We start from the raw sequence: 15,406 nt of genomic DNA, 5'->3' as shown, positions 1-15,406 counted from the left end.
CGATTTATTCGTCGCAAATACAGTTGAACCATCGAAACACACCCCCCAACAGGTCACCCCATGAAGCAACTGCCCTCCTTCCTGAAGCATCTCGGCCTCGCCGCCGCCCTGGGCCTGTCGGTCGCGACCGCCGGTGCGCAAACACAGCCCGCCGCTCCCGCCCCGCTGGAACTGAAGGTCATCAACCATGGTCCGGCAAGCTTCCATGTCAATTCGGTGCTGGTGCTGGGCGCCAAGGAAGCCGTGCTGCTGGACGCCGGATTCACGCGCGCCGATGCGCTGCGCGTGGCCGCCGCCGTGCTGGACAGCGGCAAAACCCTGTCCACCATCTATATCTCGGCCGCCGACCCCGATTACTACTTCGGCCTGGAAGTGCTGAAGCAGCAATTCCCGGCCGCCCGCATTGTCACTGCCGCTCCGACGCGAGAGAAGATCGAGGCCTCGCTGCCAACCAAGCTCAAGGTCTGGGGCCCGCGGCTGGGCGCCAATGCGCCGCGCCAGCCCGTGATCCCCGAGCCGATGAGCGGCACCACGTTGAGCCTGGAAGGCAGGACCCTCGAGGTGCGAGGCCTCTCCGATGCACTGGCGCACCGCAGCTATGTCTGGATCCCCTCGCTGATGGCTGTGGTTGGCGGCGTCAACAGCTTCGGCGGCCTGCATGCCTGGACGGCCGACACCCAGACCGTCGCCGAGCGCGCCGCCTGGGTCGCCAAGATTGACCAGCAGCTGGCGCTGCAGCCGGCCGTGGTCGTGCCCGGTCATATGCTGCCCGGCACGGTGCAGGATGCCTCGGTGTTGCGCTACACCCGCGACTATTTGCAGCGCTTCGAGACTGAGCTGCCACGCGCCGCCAATGCCGCCGCGCTGATCACGACGATGCAGGCCGCCTATCCGCAGGCCGGCCTGGGGATTGCACTGGACATCGGCGCCAAGGTCAATAAAGGCGAGATGAAATGGTGAGCGAAACCGGCGCGGCCCTGCTGCACTACATCTACGACCCGCTGTGCGGCTGGTGCTATGGCGCCGCGCCGCTGATCCATGCGGCCAGCGAGCTGGCCGGCTTGCGCCTGCACGGCGGTGGCATGTTTGCTGGCGCCGCCCGGCGGCCGGTGACGCCGGAGCTGCGCGCCTATGTCGGCCCGCACGACCGGCGCATCGCAGAGCTCAGCGGCCAGCCCTTCGGCAGCGCCTATACCGACGGCCTGCTGAAGGACCCGGACGCGATGCTGGACTCCGAGCCGCCCATCACTGCGTTGCTGGCCGCCACCGAGCTGGCCGGTGCACACGCGGCGCTGGCCATGCTGGAGCGGACCCAGCGGGCCCACTACGTCGAAGGCCGGCGCATCGCCGAGCCCGGCGTGCTGCGCAGCCTGGCCATAGAGCTGGGACTGGACGGCCCGGCCTTCGACGCCGCCTACCAGCGGCAGGCGGGCCCGGCCACACAAGCCCATCTGCGGGACTCGCGCCAGCTGCTGCAGCAGGCCGGCGGCCAGGGCTTTCCGACCCTGCTGCTGCAGACCGCAGACGGCCGCACCAGACGCCTGGATATCGGCCGGTTCCACGGCCAGCGCCTGGCCTGGATCCATCATCTGCAGCAGGCGCTGCAAGGTTGAGACGGGGCAGAATCGGAGCGCATGAACACCCGGCCAGCCCTGACCCTGCGCGACGTCGATCCCTGCGGCGCCGATGCGCTAGCCCTGTTGCGAGAGGCAGCGCTGGAGGCGCGCGCGCTCTATCCCGAACTGATTCGGGCCGACGCACCGATGCCCGGCAATACCCCAACACCGCCGCGCGGCCTCTACCTGCTGGCCTATGCGCCGGACGGCCAGGCCCTGGGCTGCGGCGCGTTCCGGCCCTTGGATGAGGACAGCGCCGAAATTCGCCGCATGTATGTGCTGAAGGCAGCACGTCGATGCGGCGTGGCCTGGGCTCTGCTGGAGCGACTCCAGGCCGAGGCGCGAGCCCTGAGCTATCGCCGCCTGCTTCTGGAGACCGGCAACAAGCAGACACCGGCGATGGCGCTGTACCAGCGCTTCGGCTTCGTGCCGATGCCGGCTTTTGGCGAGTACGTAAATGACCCGAGCAGCCGCTGTTTCGAGAAAGCCCTGGCTTGACCTGGTCGTGCTGGCGAGCGCAGCATCGCACCATGCCGGCCCTCCCCGCCTCTGCCCAGCCCTGGCGCGACCCCAAGCGCTGGTGGTGGCTGCTGTCGCCAGCGCTGCCCGGCCTGATCTGGCTGAACCTGCTGCGCTTTGTCGAGACCGGCCAGGTCTTCTGGCTGTGGCTGTCGCCAGCCGTGATGTATGGGCTGATTCCCTTGCTGGACGCGCTGCTAGGCCCCGATCTCAACAGCCCGCCGGAGTCTGCGGTTCCAGGTCTTGAGCGCCGGCTCTGGTACCGAGTCATCGTCGTGGCCTTCGTGCCGCTGCAGTACGGCATGACGATTTACGGCGCCTGGATCGCCGCGAGCCAGGCGCTGACTCCACTGGGCTGGATCGGGCTGATCCTCAGCGTCGGCGGCATCAACGGCATCGCAATCAACACCGCCCATGAACTGGGCCACAAGCATCCGGCCTGGGAGCGCTGGTTGGCGCGCATCGCGCTGGCACCGGTCGCCTACGGACACTTCTACATCGAGCACAACCGAGGCCACCACCGCCGCGTAGCCACGCCCGAAGACCCGGCCAGCGCGCGCCTGGGCGAGAGCTTCTGGGTCTTTCTGCCGCGCTCGATGGGGGGCAGCCTGCGTTCGGCATGGGCGCTGGAGCGGGCCCGACTGGCCGGCCGGAGCCTGAGCGTCTGGCATTGGCGCAATGAATGCCTGCAGGCCTGGGCGATGACGGTACTGCTCTACGCCGCGCTGGCTGTCTGGCTGGGCCCGGGCGTGCTGGCCTTCCTGGCGGTTCAAGCCTTGTACGGCGCCTCGCTGCTAGAGGTCGTCAACTACATTGAGCACTACGGCCTGCTGCGCCCGCCCGGGCCGGATGGCCGGCCGGTGCGCTGCCGGCCCGAGCACTCGTGGAATTCCAGCCACCGGGTGTCCAACCTCTTTCTCTACCAGTTGCAGCGCCACAGCGACCACCATGCCAACCCGGCACGCCGCTACCAGGCGCTGCGCCATGTTGAGCAGGCGCCGCAACTTCCCTCGGGTTATGCGGCCATGCTACTGATGGCCTACCTGCCGCCGCTGTGGTTTCGGGTGATGGATGAGCGGGTGCTGCGCCACTATGGCGGCATGCTGGAACTAGCCAATTTGCAGCCGGGCCGCGAGACCGGGCTGCAGGCGCGCTTCCCTCAGCCGCCCTTGGCCACTTTGGCGAAGAAGTCGTAGATCGCCTGATCGCCCATCTGGCGGGCATTCGAGAGCTCACCGGCCTTGGTGGCATAGAGCGGTTCGCCCTCGGCCGACAGCACGGCCACAGCCGGAATGCCCTTCTTCAGCACGACGCCATAGGCCTCGGCGACATCGGTGTTCTTCGTGAAACGGCCCACATCGACCTTAACCACCCGGAAGTTCTGGGCAATCAGCGCTGCCGCAGTGCCGCTCTTGAACGCCATGTCCAGCACCTTGCAGTCGCCACACCAGTTAGCGCCGAACACCACCAGCACCGCAAGCTTTGCGCGCTGCGCCTGAGCCAGCGCCGTGGCGATTTCGGCCTTGGCATCGGCCGTCTCGTCATAAGGACCAGGGCTGGCCATAGCCACCGAGGCGGCGGCCAGCAGCATCACGGCAAGGGTCTTGCGCACGATAGGTTCTCCTCGATCGGGTGATCACTGAGAATATCAGGGCCGCTGCAACTCCAGGCGCAACTCGCCGGTGTCGGTACGCCCCACCTGGCGCCAGCCGTGCCGCTCGTAGAAGCCCAGCGCGCGCGTGCCCGGCCCGGTGGTCAGCCACAGAATGTCCAAGCCCTGGGCCCACAGCCATTCGATCATGGCCTCATGCAGCCGCGAGCCATAACCCCGACCCTGGGCCTCAGGGGCAACAAACAAGGCCCAGATATTGCCGGTCTGCGCATTGCCGATCGCAAAAGCCTGCACCACGCCGGCCTCGTCCTCTACCACCCAGCCGCGGCCCGTGACCTCGATCTCGGCGCGCACCTCGGCATCACTGATGCGACCCGGGGCCAGCGTGTTCTCGCGCACCGCATAACGTACCCGCCATAGTGCCGGAATGTCCGATACGAGCGCCTGGCGCAGCCATCCGCTGTTCGCGCTTACTGGCACTCCTGCATCATGGGGGCGGGTCTTGCTCATGGGCTGCCGTCAGCGATTCGATGTCCGATGGTGAGGGACGGCCGGGCCGGTGTAAAGCCCGGCGAACAAGGTCTTGCGCCTGCGGCCGGCTTCGGGCCACAGCCGACCTCTCGAAAAGCCGGTACCAGATCAGCGTCAGTTCGTCGTCGGCGCCCGGCAGGGCCCGGTACAGGCCGCTGTCGACATCCATCAGCACAAAGCCGCAGCACTCATACAGACCACAGGAGGCGACATTGCTGTCCTGGGTTTCCAGCATCACGCCGGCCAGGCCCTCGACCCGGGCCCAGGCGACAGCATCGCCGATCGCGCGATGGCCGCGCCCGAGCGACGCCAGGCCTTGTCGACCACCAGTTTGTCGATCAGCACCAGGCCGCTCCAGCCACGCGACAGATCGATGCGGCCGAACGCCTGCTCGCCGCTTTCGACACGCTGCATCAGCTCCGACGGTTCATCGTCCGGCTCGTCGGCATAGGATTTCTCATAGGCCTGTTCAAGCGCCTGTATCCGGTAGCCGAGCCGGCCGTCCTGCAGACTCGCCACCAGTCTTTGCTCGACGCGAAAACTGCCGTCGAACTGCACAGCGGCCTCGCGGCGCCTCGTGGCTCACCGGGACGATGCGCCGCATCGAATGCTTCTCTTGTCGCTCAGCAGTCAAAACGTGGGTCCGGCGGCGCCGGCAACATCAGCTACTTGACGAAGGTACATCCGACAGGCTCAACAGCGCCCCTGTCAGCAGCAGCACATCGTGCATGGGCACTGAGATAGCCCAACTGTAGGCAGATGACGGCCAGGCGCTGCGCAAGCAAGGCCTCGCGCAAGGCCTCGGCCCTGCCGTGCAGCGCGTGTTTGGAGTCATCGAAGCTCCCCTCGGGCCTACCGCTGCCGGGCTGGCCCGAGGTGGAGCGGGTCAGGATGATGTGGAGCTTGGCCGCGCCACCAGCCGGGGCAGCAGACGCTTGAGCAAAATGATGGCCGCAACCGTGTTGGTGTTCATCAGCTCGATCGGGGCCGCGTCCTCGTCGGCCAGGAAGTCGTAGTCCTAGCAGCGCGCGCGACTCCCAGAGCCCAGCTTGTAGATGATCACGTCCAGCGCCGCCGGGCACAGAGCCTCGATCGCATCGACCGCCGCGCGGATCGGAAAGCTCGTGGATGATCCATTCCTGCGCCACACCCGGTACCCCACTCAGCGCCACCGGCCGCGAGGGCGACACGCCGATCACGGTGTCGCCGTCCTGAACCAGGGCCTCGACGATGGCGCAACCCAGACCTTTGCTGGCACCGAGCACCAGCACTTTCATGCTGCTGTAGAAATTCCACCCTGCCGGGCGGGCGACGGACGCACAGGCGTCGCAGCGGCGCCCTGCTCGGTAATCAGCGTTTTCTGGTCATGGACCAGCTTCCAGCCGCCCGCCTGCTTGCTGAACACCAGGCTCAGCAGATAGTGCAGCCGTTACTCGGCACCCTGCTCGTCCTTGTCGCGGTAGTCCACCTCCAGGACCGCCACCCCGGTGTGGGCGTTCGCGCTTGAACCGACGATGCGCAAGGATCAGTGCCAATCGCCGTCGGCCAGCCAGCCCTGCAGCGCTTCCCTGAAGTCGGCAGTCGAGCCCGTGAACCGACCGTTGGGCCGCACAAAGCTCAGCGTCGGCGCGGTGGGGAGCGTGGACTCGAAGGCGGCCCCGTCGCGGCGGTCCATTGCCCAGAGATGCTGGCCCAGCGCCACCTCGAATGTCGCCGGGCTGGCCGGCGGCCAGACGGTGCCATTGGCGCGGTATTCTGAACGCCCTCATGCACTCAAGACTGCGGCAGCGCCTGCGCCGGCAGCGACAGCTGGTTCTCGGGCGATCCCGGAATGGTGGGCAGCTCGGCCAGCCAGGGCACGGCCGAGTGCTGCCAGATCTGCACGGCGGGTTTGAGCTGGGCGCGTTGCTCGACGCAGCCCAGGCGGATGATGACCGAGGCCGGGTTGTCGAGCGCGCTGCCATACAGCGGTGTGCCGCACTCGGGACAGAAGACCTGGGCGCGACGATTGCCGCTCTGGGCCAGCTTGACATAGGTCTTGGGCTGGCCCCGCAGCACAAAGCTGGCGGTGGGCGCGGCGACCACAGCGCGCAGCGGCGCGCCGGACAGGACCTGGCAGTCCGAACAGTGGCAGATCATCACCCTCAAGGGGTCGATCTCAGCGCTGAAGGAGATCGCGCCGCAGTGGCAGGCTCCGTTGATATGCATCCGTGATGACCTTTCTTCTTTCTTTTCGCTAGTTCGTCTGCCGCCCGTAGCGTATCGACTGAACGACGCCGGCCCGGAAGCGAACCGTTGCCATCAGATTGCCCGGCCCCCGGTCGTACAACCATTCCTCGATCGGCTGGCAGGGCATATAGGCCCCGGCGATCGGCGCCGGCACCAGCACCGGATTGGCCGTGCCGGCGTAGTACACCGGTTCGCAGTAAGCGTCAGAGAGCAGGGGCCGGCCGCATTTGTGCAGCACCGACAGCTTGGAGTCGCCTTCCACAGCGCTGGTGCCCTCGCAGCGCAAGGATTCAGCCTGTGCGCTGGGCACAGGGCCGGCAAGCGAGAGAAACAGGATCAAGACGATATGAGATATCCCCATGCTGCGCTCCTAGACAGGTTGTCAGGCCCCGCGCTTGGCCGCCTCCAGCGCCAGCGGCAGGTAGTCGGCCAACCGCTTGCTCTGCAGATCGGACAGGGTGCGAAGCTTGATGTGCCGGCGGCCCTTGCCGGAGCCTTCCAGGTGACCTAGGACATCAGAGATGGCCGCGCCCATGCCGAACTCGACCGAGACATGCGCTTGGTAGGCAAAGACGCCGCAGAACTGAATGCCCGATGAGAACAAGATACCGCCGTACTTGAGTTCTTCCGCGCAAGGCTGGCACTGCGCCATCACCATGCCACGAACCGCTTCAACGATCTGGTAGCGCTCTTCGCTGACAAGCCGGATGTCTTCGAGCAGGGTTTGTACAGATTTGTTGTTTGCCATCTCGAGATCCAGCAGAAGATTGGGCGGCAGGCTTAGGCCAGGGACGCCAAATCAAACACCCCGTCGGCAGCCGGCAGTTCGACTGCCTCGTGCAAGGGCCGCCGCGCCCGGTCGAACCACAGCTCGAGCCGGCCGCCACGCTGGCGCAGCAGCGCAAAGCCGTCGCCCGGAAAATCAGCCCAGGCGCTGACGGTGCAGCGCAAGACCTGGCCCCCGGGGCCGGGAAAGGTGAAACTCTCGGGGGCGGCGAAGTCCTCGGGATTGGTCACCGCAAAAGGCCAGGGCGCGTAGAGCCCAGAGCTGTGGATGGAGTGCAGCCGCACCGGCGCCGGCTCGTCGGACACCGCCTCGATGCGGGCCGAGACATGACCCGAGCGATGCTCGTCGCCGGACAGGAAGACCACATCTTGGGCCTGCTGCGCCCAAAGCTCGCCGAGCAACCAGTGCAGCGTGGCGGGATAGCCGTCCCAGGCATCAGAACGCAGCGCGCTGGCCGGATGCTCGGCGCTGCTGCGCCGACGTGGCAGCAGCAGCGAGCCGCTGAGCACAAAGCGGGGCCGGCCTTGCGTGGCCGCCAGCCAGGCGCTCAATGCCTCGCGTTGCGGCCGCTCCAGCAGCTGCGCCTCGGCCAGCAGGTCGACACGGCGCGGCCCGCGCTCGGTGCGCGAGTCGGCCATGAAAAAGGCCGCGCCGCGCCAGTCGAAGATGTGCCAGAACAGGCCATGCGGCGCACGCCGGGTGGGCGCGGCGTCCCAGCGATGGGTCCAGGCTGCCTGCGTTGCGCGCTTGAAGAAACGGCCTGCATCGCGGCCGCCAGGCGAGGCGGGATTGGCGACCGGCTCCCAGTTGTCCTGGATCTCGTGGTCGTCGGGCATGTGGACGATGCGCTCCAGGCTGGGCGGCAGATGCCGCATCAGGCCGGCCTTGAAGTGCTGATAGGGCTTGCCGTGCCGCTCCACGCTGTTGACCGGGTCAAAGAAGCCGCCGCTGGCATCGGCATAGACCTGGTCGCCGGCCAGCAGCAGCAGCGAGACCTCGGCGCCGGCCGCCGGGCCGCGCGTGAACGCGAGCAGGCGCGCCAGCGATGCCTCGGCGGGGCTGGCCAGGCTCGGGTCTTGCTCGGCGCCGGGGCTGCGGTCCAGCAGGCCCGGCGGGTACTGGCAGGCGGCCAGCACCAGGCTCAATCCGCCAGCCTCGCCAGCCGTGTCAACGCCAGGCCGGCGCAGCAAGGCATGGCGCAGCTCAAGAGCCGGCACCGCCAGCGCCTCGGCCAGGCTGCGCGCAATCGCCGCATCGGCATCCACATCGTCGGGCTCCAGATGCCCCTCATGGCTTTGCGCGCGCAGATCGGCATAGACCAGCAGACACAGCAGGCCAGCGTCAGGGGCGTCGGGCACCCAGGCCAGCGGCAACTCGCTGCGCAGCGGCGTGCCGGGGTCACCAGGCTCGGGCCGAACAAAGGGCAGGCGATGGGCCGGCCCCAGGGCCTGGGCGCCTTGCGCATCGCTCCAGCGCACCGGCAACCAGGCCCAGCAGCGTGGCCAGCCAAGCTCGGGGCGCAACTGGGTCAGCACATGCAGGTGGGCACCATCATCGGCGGCCGCGCGTTCCAGGCGCGTCAGCGGCGGGAAGGCGCAGAAAGTCTTGGACTCGAAGCGGCGCAGATCCACGTCAGTCTTCCTTCAGGAAAGCGATGATGTGCGGGAACACCTGGGTGCCGGCATGGCGACCGATCAGGCAGTCCTGGTGACCATGGCCGGCAATCATGCGATAGCGGTAACGGCCGGGGGCCAGGTGTTGATAGAGGTCGGCAGTCAGCTCGCCGCTCTCGCTCTGGCACAGGCCGTTGTCCTGGCCGTGCACCGACAGCACCGGAAAGGCCTGCAGCAGGGCCAGGCTCTTGGCCATATCGTCCAGATAGAGGCTGGCGCCGGCCCAGTCGGTGATCTCATTGCTGCGCGCGAAGTTGATGGCCTGAGCCACCGTGTCCATATTCAGCGGGCCGAAATGGTCGTCGATGTAATCGAACACTGGCTGGTCGACATTGCTGATCGCGAAGTCGCGGCCGTACAGCAGGTCCATGCGGTGGCGGGTCGCGGTCCAGGGAGTCTTGCGAAGGCTCGGGAACGGCGGGTTCTCGATATCGAATTCCTCATCGGGATAGGGCAGACTGGCCAGCAACCGGTCAATCAGCTGGTCCATCAGACCTTGCGGCCCCTCAGGCCGAAACGCGAAGTGCTGCAGCGGCAGATAAGGCCGCAGATACTGCATCATGAAGGCGCGCAGCGTGTTGGTCGGCGAGAAGATCATCTTGGGCGTGACCTGGGAGATCACCAGCCGGCGAATGCTCTGGCGGAGCCGGCTGCGCAGCGCAAAGAAATGCTCGAAGGGCTGCTCGCGCTCCTCCAGCAAGGCCATGTGAAGCATCACCGAGCCCATGCAATGGGCCAGCACATCGAGCTGCAGTTGGCCGGTGGCTCGCAGCACATGGTCGACCGCCAGCGGGATGTCGTTGAACGCCGCCTCCTCGAAGGTCCAGGGCAGGGTCGCCGTGGGCATGCCGGCGCTGGTGCGCATGTCCAGCAACCAGACGTCGTAGCCGGCGTCCCACAGCAGCTTGGCCGGACCGGGCTGCACCGAGTGATGGGCGAAAGTGGTTCCGCTGGCGCTATAGCCATGCAGCATCAGCACCGCCCGCGCGCCGGGCTCAGCGGCACGGTAGCGGGTCAGGCGCAGCATCACCGGGGTCTGGTCCTGCACTTCGGTGGCACCCTCGCTCGTGATCGGCTGACGACTCAGCCCCGCCTCGCCGCGCCGGCCCGCGGCTAGCTCCTGGATCTCGGGCAGCGGCAGACCCGGCACCTCGCCGGGCAGGCGCTCGATCACGCGCGGCGGCGGCGCATCGGGCTTGCGGAAACTCCAGACATGGATGCCAATCATCAGCCGCGCGATAAAGGCCATCAGCGAGCCAACATCGCGGATCGCGCTGGGCGAGTCCTGGGTCTGGGTCAGGCGCAGCAGCGGCACGCGCTGGCGTGCAAGGTAGAACAGGTCCAGCTCGAGCTCGGCCGGCATGTCATGGCCGACTGGCAAGAACGGCCCGCTCTCCAGCCGCATCCGGCTCAGCTGCTTCCAGGGATTGCCGCGCCGCGTGTAGCTGATGCGCTTGGCGCCGTGCAAGGCGAGACCGGCCAGGCCTGCGGCCCAGAGCGGCGTGGCCTCGGCCTCGCCGAGCTGCAGGCGGTACTCCATCAGCCGCACCTCGCCGCCGTGGCTAGCCAGCGCGCGGGCATTGCGCCACTGCTCGCGCGCCCATTGCCACAGCGGGCGCGGCGCGCGCTCGGGCGCCCGGTTCTGGCTCAGCCGCTCCAGCAGCGCCTGGCCGGCATCGCGCCAACCACGGTTGAGGAACCAGGCGCGCATGGCATTGCAGCGACGGGTGCGAGCGGCCAACGGCAGGCGGTGGAAGATGAGCAACTCGGCGCTGGCTAGCGGTGCCACCCACAGCGCGTCGGCGTCGGCCCGCTCGGCATGCATCCAGAGCTTGCCCTGGCCAGTCTGTCCGTTGATCGGGCTGCCGGGCTTGACCACCATCCAGCGGCCCGGCGAATCGGGGTCGAGCTGGGCCTCGAAAAGGCGCAGCCGACTTTCGCCGCCCGGCTTGATCTTGAGCCGCCGCCCGGAGCCGGCGCGCAGCAGCTGCCGTATGGCCAGCGGCTCGAACACCAGGGTCAGCTCCATGCAGACCACGCCCGAACCCGGCGCACCAGGCAGGCGCACAAAGCCGCTCATGCGCTCGCGGAGCTCGGCCATGGTCGGCAGCTGGGGCTGGACCGTGTCGGCCGGCACCTGGCGGTAGACCGGGCGCGGCCCAGGTTTAGGCAGAGCCAGGCATTGCCCTTGCAGACCCCATTGCCGCATCAGAGCCTCCAGCGCGCGCAGCGCCAGCGCGGTGATGGTCAGCGCCGGATTGATGCCCAGCGCGCTCGGCACGATGGCACCGTCCAGCACCACCAGATCATCGTAGACCACGGCACCGGCGCGACCGCGATAGACCTGACCCCATTGGTTGACCACGCCCAGCGCCGCATGGTCGGCCATCGCGCAGCCGCCCAGCGGATGCACTGTCAGCATAGGCCCACGCGCGCCTCCCAGCAGATGCTCCAGATCGGGCGGCAGAAGCCGCCACAGCGGATTGGCCAGCAAGCGAGCGCCCTGGCTCCGCAGCCGCGCGTCCAACCAGGCATGGCGAGCGGCCACCCGCACATCGTCCTTCAGCTCGGGCCAGTGCACCGAGGCCAGGCCCTCGCCCAGCGCGCCGGGCTCAAGCAAGCGCAGCTGGCCCTGGGCGCTGTCCAGGCCCATGATGGCAAGCGGCAGCATGCGTGCCGTGGCCTCGGGGCGTATCGTGTAGGGATCGTCGAACTCGACATCGGCGCCGTGGCTGCTGTCGTCCGGGCGGGCCAGGCCGTCCAGGCAATCGGCCAGTGCGAAGCTCTCCTCCCAGGCCCAGCGCAGCGGGCCAGGAATGGCCAAGTCTTGCACAACAAAGTCCTGCTCATCACGCACATCAAGCATCGCAGTGATCGTCGGACCAATGTTGCGCGAGTTCGGCGCCTGCACCTCGTCGGCGACCGCATCCAGCGCCTGCGGGACCTGCACGGCGGCGGCCAGCACATCGCCGTTGCCCGAGAACTGATGGCCCAGCCGGTCGGACAGGGCCAGGCCCGCGGCGCGCGAGCGCATCAGGATCTCGGTCGAGCCCAGGCTGCCGGCCGCCAGCACGACGCGGCGGGCGCGCAGTGCGAAGGGTTCGAGCTGGCGGCGGCGCAGGAACTCATCGGTGTGGTTGACCCGCACGATCCAGCCCTCCGCCTCCAAGCGCTCCAGCCGCAGCACGCTGGCGCCGCTGATCAGGCGCACGCCGCGTTGCCTGGCCTGCAGCAGCAGATTGGTGTCCAGCGACTGCTTGGCGCCATGGTTACAGCCCGTCGCGCAGTCCCCGCAGGCAATGCAGCGGTTCAGGTCCAGCCCGGCCGGGCTTTGCGGCTGCTCGTCAAGCGCAACCGTGATGGCCGGCCGGCGCGTGGCCGCATCACCGAGCTGCCGCAACCACAGCGCGCGCTTGGGAGCGTAGCTGGCCAGCCGGTCTATCGTGTTAGGCAGTCCCGCGCCGTCCAGGCTGCCCAGCAAGCGCCCGGCGCGCTCGTACCAGGCCCTCATCTGCTCAGGATCCTGGCGCAGCGCCTGCGGCCACGGCGATCGGGTGAACACCTCGGGCCGCGCCGGCTCCATCACGCCGGCATTGATCAGCGAGCCTCCGCCCAGGCCATTGGCCAGCACGACGCTGACATCAGGCCCCAGGCGCAGATCGAACAGCCCTTCCCAGCGCCCGGACGGCGTCGCGGCGGCCGGCGTCGCAAAGCGCACATGACCAGGCATATCGGCCATGCGCTCGGGAAACTGCCCCGCCAGATACTCACGGCCGCGCTCCAGTACGACGATTCGTTGGCCCGGGCAGCGCGACAACTCGGCGGCGGCGGCCGCGCCGCCATATCCACTGCCGACGATCAGCACATCGACGTCGAAACCATCCTCGGAGCGCGGCTGCTGCTGCAGTTCATACAGCAGAATCTCCAGCCCTTCGGACAGCCAGCGGCGCGCCGCCTCAGCTGGCGGGACTGGCGACGCCCCGGGCTTGTCCTTGGACTGCTGCTGCATCTCTGGCTCTCCCTCGTTCCGCCATGGCCGCCTCGATGGCGGTCACCAGTTGATCTGCCGACACCGGCTTGTGCAATAAGGTCAGGCCCGCGTCGTGGGCCTCGCGCAAGCGCTCGGGCGCGGTGTCGCCGCTGATCAGGATGGCCGGCAGCCCCGGCACGGCAGAGCGCAGCGAGCGCGCGGCGGCAATGCCGTCGTCGCCGCCGCGCAGGCGCAGATCGGCCAGCAGCAGATCGGGCGGATTGCTGAGGCTCTTGACCATGGCCTCGCGGGTGCTTCCGGCCAGCACCACCTCGCAGCCGTAGCCGGCCAGCAGGGTCTGCATCGCCAGCCGCACCGGCTCCTCGTCGTCGATCACCAGCACGCGCAGGTTCTGGAGGCTTTGCGCCGCCGCAGCCTGCGTTGCGGCCGGCATGGCCTGTGACTCAACCGCGGCGATGCTGAGGCTGAAGCAAGACCCGACACCGAGCTTGGAGTCTACTGCCAGATGCAGGTCCAGCAGATCGACCAGGCGGCTGACGATGGACAGGCCCAGGCCCAGGCCCTTGGCACGGTCGCGCTCAGGATTGCCGACCTGATAGAACTCCTCGAAGATATGTGCCATCTCCGCCTCGGCGATGCCGGCGCCGCTGTCGTGCACCGCGACGCGCCACAGCTCGCCCTGGCGCTCGGCCGTGATGCGCACGCCGCCGGCCTGGGTGTACTTGATCGCGTTGTCGATCAGATTGCGCACCACCCGCTCCAAGAGCATCGGGTCGCTTTCGACATAAGCGCCGCCCGGACACTCCAGGCTCAGGCTCAAGCCTTTGCGGGTAGCGGCCGGTGCGAACTCCTGCTGCAGCCGCGCCAGCCAGCTCGACAGCGAAAACACCTCGTTTGTGACCTGCACCACCTGGGCATCGAGCTTGGAGATGTCCAGCAGCGCGTCCATCTGCGAGGCGAGCGAACGCAGCGCGGTGTTCATGTGCTTGGCGATGTCCGCAGTGGCAGCATCCAGCGGCCGCATCGTCAGCGCCGCGCCGAACAACGACAGCGTGTGCATGGGCTGGCGCAGGTCATGGCTGGCCGAGGCGAAGAAGCGGGTCTTAGCGCGGATCGCCGACTCGGCCTGCTGCAGCGCCAGGCGAAGCTGCTGGTTGCTCTTGAGCTGCTGGGCCCGGATGGTGACCGACTCGACAAACACACGGTAGGCGTCGCGGGCCAGGCTCACCAAAATCCAGCCAAAGCCCAGAATCAGCGCCCCCAGAACCAGCTCGATCCAGGTCACCGCATGGACGCCGCCGCCGCCGCTGACCCAGGCCAGCGCATTGGCCAGCGTGACAGGGCCGATGAAGACCAACAGCACTGGCAGGTAGCCAGCCGTAGTCGCCACCGAGCCGGCGCAAAGGCCCAGCAGCACAATGGTCTGCACCATGCGCTGGTAATCCGACAGATAAGGTGCGAAGGCCAGCGAGGCGCTGAACACCACGCCGTTGAGCGCGCTCAGACCCACCGCCCATTGCAGGCGCCGGCGGGCCGGCACCTCGCTGAGCTGCGGCAGCCGCCCCAGCGCCCACCAGCGCAGCGCCAGCACCGCGAACACCAAGGCCACCCACAGGCCGGAGAACCAGGGCGAGACCTTGCCGCCGGCCATCAGTGCGATCACCACCGCCGACAGGCCGACCGGATACGGCACCCGCCGGCCCTGCTGGGCCAGCAGCTGCAGCAGCGCGTCATCGACGCCGACCTGCTCGGGCGCCCGTTCAATCGCCATGAGCGAGCTCCTCGTGCCAGCGCGGCAGGCCGGGCCAGCCCTGGGCGGCCAGTAGATAAAGAGCCTGTACCCGGTCGCTGACCCCCAGCCGCGCCCACAGCGCCGAGATATCTGTGCGCAAGCCGGCTAGGCTGCGACCCAACCGCGCCATCTGCACCGGCTCGGGCAGGCCTTGCAGCAGCAGCTGCAGCAGGCGGCGCTCGGCTGGCGCGAGCTCCGGCGCGCTGGCCGGCTTCGCGGTCAGCAGCATCGGCGGCAGGTAGACACCCAAATCCAGCACCTGCTGCAGCGCCTGCATGCTGCTGCTGGGGTCTATCGTGCCGGGCAGGTAGCCGGCGGCGCCGGCGGCCAGTGCCTCGCGCATCAGTGCCGCATCGGGCACATCCGACAGCGCCACCAGCACCGCGGCGGCATAGCGCTGACGCAGCACCGGTAGCGCCGCGCAACGCGCGCTACCGCTGCAACCCAGCTTAACCAGGATCAGGTCGGGCTCATGCTCAGAGGTGGCCAGCAACTGCTCGACGCTGGCCAGTTCCTCCAACCGGGCGCTCGGGCGCAGCACCTGCAGCAAGACCCGCAAGCCCTGCCGGAACAGGGCTTGGTCAGCGATGATGAGGATGCGCATTCGGTTCGGTCCCTGTAAGCGATTCGGCGTGCCGCCTTGTTCTGATTTTTTT

The 15,406-nt window shown here is 68.0% G+C and carries 17 protein-coding genes; 4 read left to right on the top strand and 13 right to left on the bottom strand.

Annotation, left to right across the window (positions count from 1 at the left end; translation table 11 throughout):
• Window positions 1-60: 60 nt before the first annotated feature.
• From OOZ63_RS01470 to OOZ63_RS01455, 4 genes are read left to right on the top strand one after another with little or no spacing between them, the layout of a single operon-like run.
• Window positions 61-960 carry an MBL fold metallo-hydrolase gene (locus tag OOZ63_RS01470; RefSeq protein WP_266003535.1) on the top strand — a complete coding sequence of 300 codons (900 nt, stop codon included), beginning with the start codon at window positions 61-63 and terminating at the stop codon, window positions 958-960.
• Complete coding sequence (locus OOZ63_RS01465) at window positions 954-1,613, top strand: DsbA family protein (RefSeq protein ID WP_266003534.1); 660 nt, start codon at window positions 954-956, stop codon at window positions 1,611-1,613. Before OOZ63_RS01470 ends, OOZ63_RS01465 begins: the two co-directional genes overlap by 7 nt.
• Window positions 1,614-1,634: 21 nt before the next feature.
• Window positions 1,635-2,114 (top strand): GNAT family N-acetyltransferase, encoded by a 480-nt coding sequence (locus OOZ63_RS01460; RefSeq protein ID WP_266003533.1) that lies wholly within the window; start codon window positions 1,635-1,637, stop codon window positions 2,112-2,114.
• 32 nt (window positions 2,115-2,146) lie between these two features.
• Window positions 2,147-3,331, top strand: coding sequence for an alkane 1-monooxygenase (locus OOZ63_RS01455; RefSeq protein WP_266003531.1), 1,185 nt, complete (start codon window positions 2,147-2,149; stop codon window positions 3,329-3,331).
• Here OOZ63_RS01455 and OOZ63_RS01450 read toward each other — a convergent pair.
• From OOZ63_RS01450 to OOZ63_RS01390, 13 genes are all read right to left on the bottom strand, one after another.
• The gene (locus tag OOZ63_RS01450; RefSeq protein WP_266003530.1) at window positions 3,295-3,747 is read right to left on the bottom strand and encodes a thioredoxin family protein; all 453 of its coding nucleotides are present in this window, start codon (window positions 3,745-3,747) and stop codon (window positions 3,295-3,297) included. The two genes, OOZ63_RS01455 and OOZ63_RS01450, sit on opposite strands and share 37 nt — an antisense overlap.
• A 36-nt stretch (window positions 3,748-3,783) precedes the next feature.
• Window positions 3,784-4,257 carry a GNAT family N-acetyltransferase gene (locus tag OOZ63_RS01445; protein ID WP_266003529.1) on the bottom strand — a complete coding sequence of 158 codons (474 nt, stop codon included), beginning with the start codon at window positions 4,255-4,257 and terminating at the stop codon, window positions 3,784-3,786.
• Entirely contained in the window at window positions 4,235-4,525 is a 291-nt protein-coding gene (locus tag OOZ63_RS01440) for a hypothetical protein (RefSeq protein WP_416234683.1), read from the bottom strand. Before OOZ63_RS01440 ends, OOZ63_RS01445 begins: the two co-directional genes overlap by 23 nt.
• A complete protein-coding gene (locus OOZ63_RS01435) occupies window positions 4,513-4,836 on the bottom strand; it encodes a hypothetical protein (protein ID WP_266003527.1) in 324 nt (107 codons plus the stop codon). Before OOZ63_RS01435 ends, OOZ63_RS01440 begins: the two co-directional genes overlap by 13 nt.
• A 107-nt stretch (window positions 4,837-4,943) precedes the next feature.
• Window positions 4,944-5,555: a hypothetical protein gene (locus OOZ63_RS01430; RefSeq protein ID WP_266003525.1), complete on the bottom strand. Its 612-nt coding sequence runs from the start codon at window positions 5,553-5,555 to the stop codon at window positions 4,944-4,946.
• Window positions 5,556-5,803: 248 nt separating this feature from the next.
• On the bottom strand, window positions 5,804-5,953 hold the full coding sequence (locus OOZ63_RS01425) for a hypothetical protein (RefSeq protein WP_266003524.1): 150 nt from the start codon (window positions 5,951-5,953) through the stop codon (window positions 5,804-5,806).
• Between the two features lie 98 nt (window positions 5,954-6,051).
• Window positions 6,052-6,486, bottom strand: coding sequence for a GFA family protein (locus OOZ63_RS01420; RefSeq protein ID WP_266003523.1), 435 nt, complete (start codon window positions 6,484-6,486; stop codon window positions 6,052-6,054).
• Window positions 6,487-6,514: 28 nt separating this feature from the next.
• Window positions 6,515-6,868 (bottom strand): DUF2845 domain-containing protein, encoded by a 354-nt coding sequence (locus OOZ63_RS01415; protein WP_266003522.1) that lies wholly within the window; start codon window positions 6,866-6,868, stop codon window positions 6,515-6,517.
• 21 nt (window positions 6,869-6,889) lie between these two features.
• Window positions 6,890-7,255: a DUF1801 domain-containing protein gene (locus OOZ63_RS01410; RefSeq protein WP_266003521.1), complete on the bottom strand. Its 366-nt coding sequence runs from the start codon at window positions 7,253-7,255 to the stop codon at window positions 6,890-6,892.
• A 32-nt stretch (window positions 7,256-7,287) separates the two neighbouring features.
• Window positions 7,288-8,925 carry an alkaline phosphatase D family protein gene (locus OOZ63_RS01405; RefSeq protein WP_266003520.1) on the bottom strand — a complete coding sequence of 546 codons (1,638 nt, stop codon included), beginning with the start codon at window positions 8,923-8,925 and terminating at the stop codon, window positions 7,288-7,290.
• 1 nt (window position 8,926) lies between these two features.
• A complete protein-coding gene (locus OOZ63_RS01400; protein WP_266003519.1) occupies window positions 8,927-12,976 on the bottom strand; it encodes an alpha/beta fold hydrolase in 4,050 nt (1,349 codons plus the stop codon).
• Complete coding sequence (locus OOZ63_RS01395) at window positions 12,924-14,729, bottom strand: ATP-binding protein (protein ID WP_266003517.1); 1,806 nt, start codon at window positions 14,727-14,729, stop codon at window positions 12,924-12,926. The genes OOZ63_RS01400 and OOZ63_RS01395 overlap by 53 nt, the downstream gene beginning before the upstream one ends.
• Window positions 14,719-15,354 (bottom strand): hypothetical protein, encoded by a 636-nt coding sequence (locus OOZ63_RS01390; RefSeq protein ID WP_266003516.1) that lies wholly within the window; start codon window positions 15,352-15,354, stop codon window positions 14,719-14,721. The genes OOZ63_RS01395 and OOZ63_RS01390 overlap by 11 nt, the downstream gene beginning before the upstream one ends.
• Window positions 15,355-15,406 lie beyond the last annotated feature (52 nt).

It is taken from the genome of Paucibacter sp. PLA-PC-4 (genome assembly GCF_026241155.1).
Taxonomy (GTDB): domain Bacteria; phylum Pseudomonadota; class Gammaproteobacteria; order Burkholderiales; family Burkholderiaceae_C; genus Roseateles_E.
Note: the sequence above shows the minus strand (reverse complement) of the source record. Positions and strands in the feature narration are given on the sequence as shown.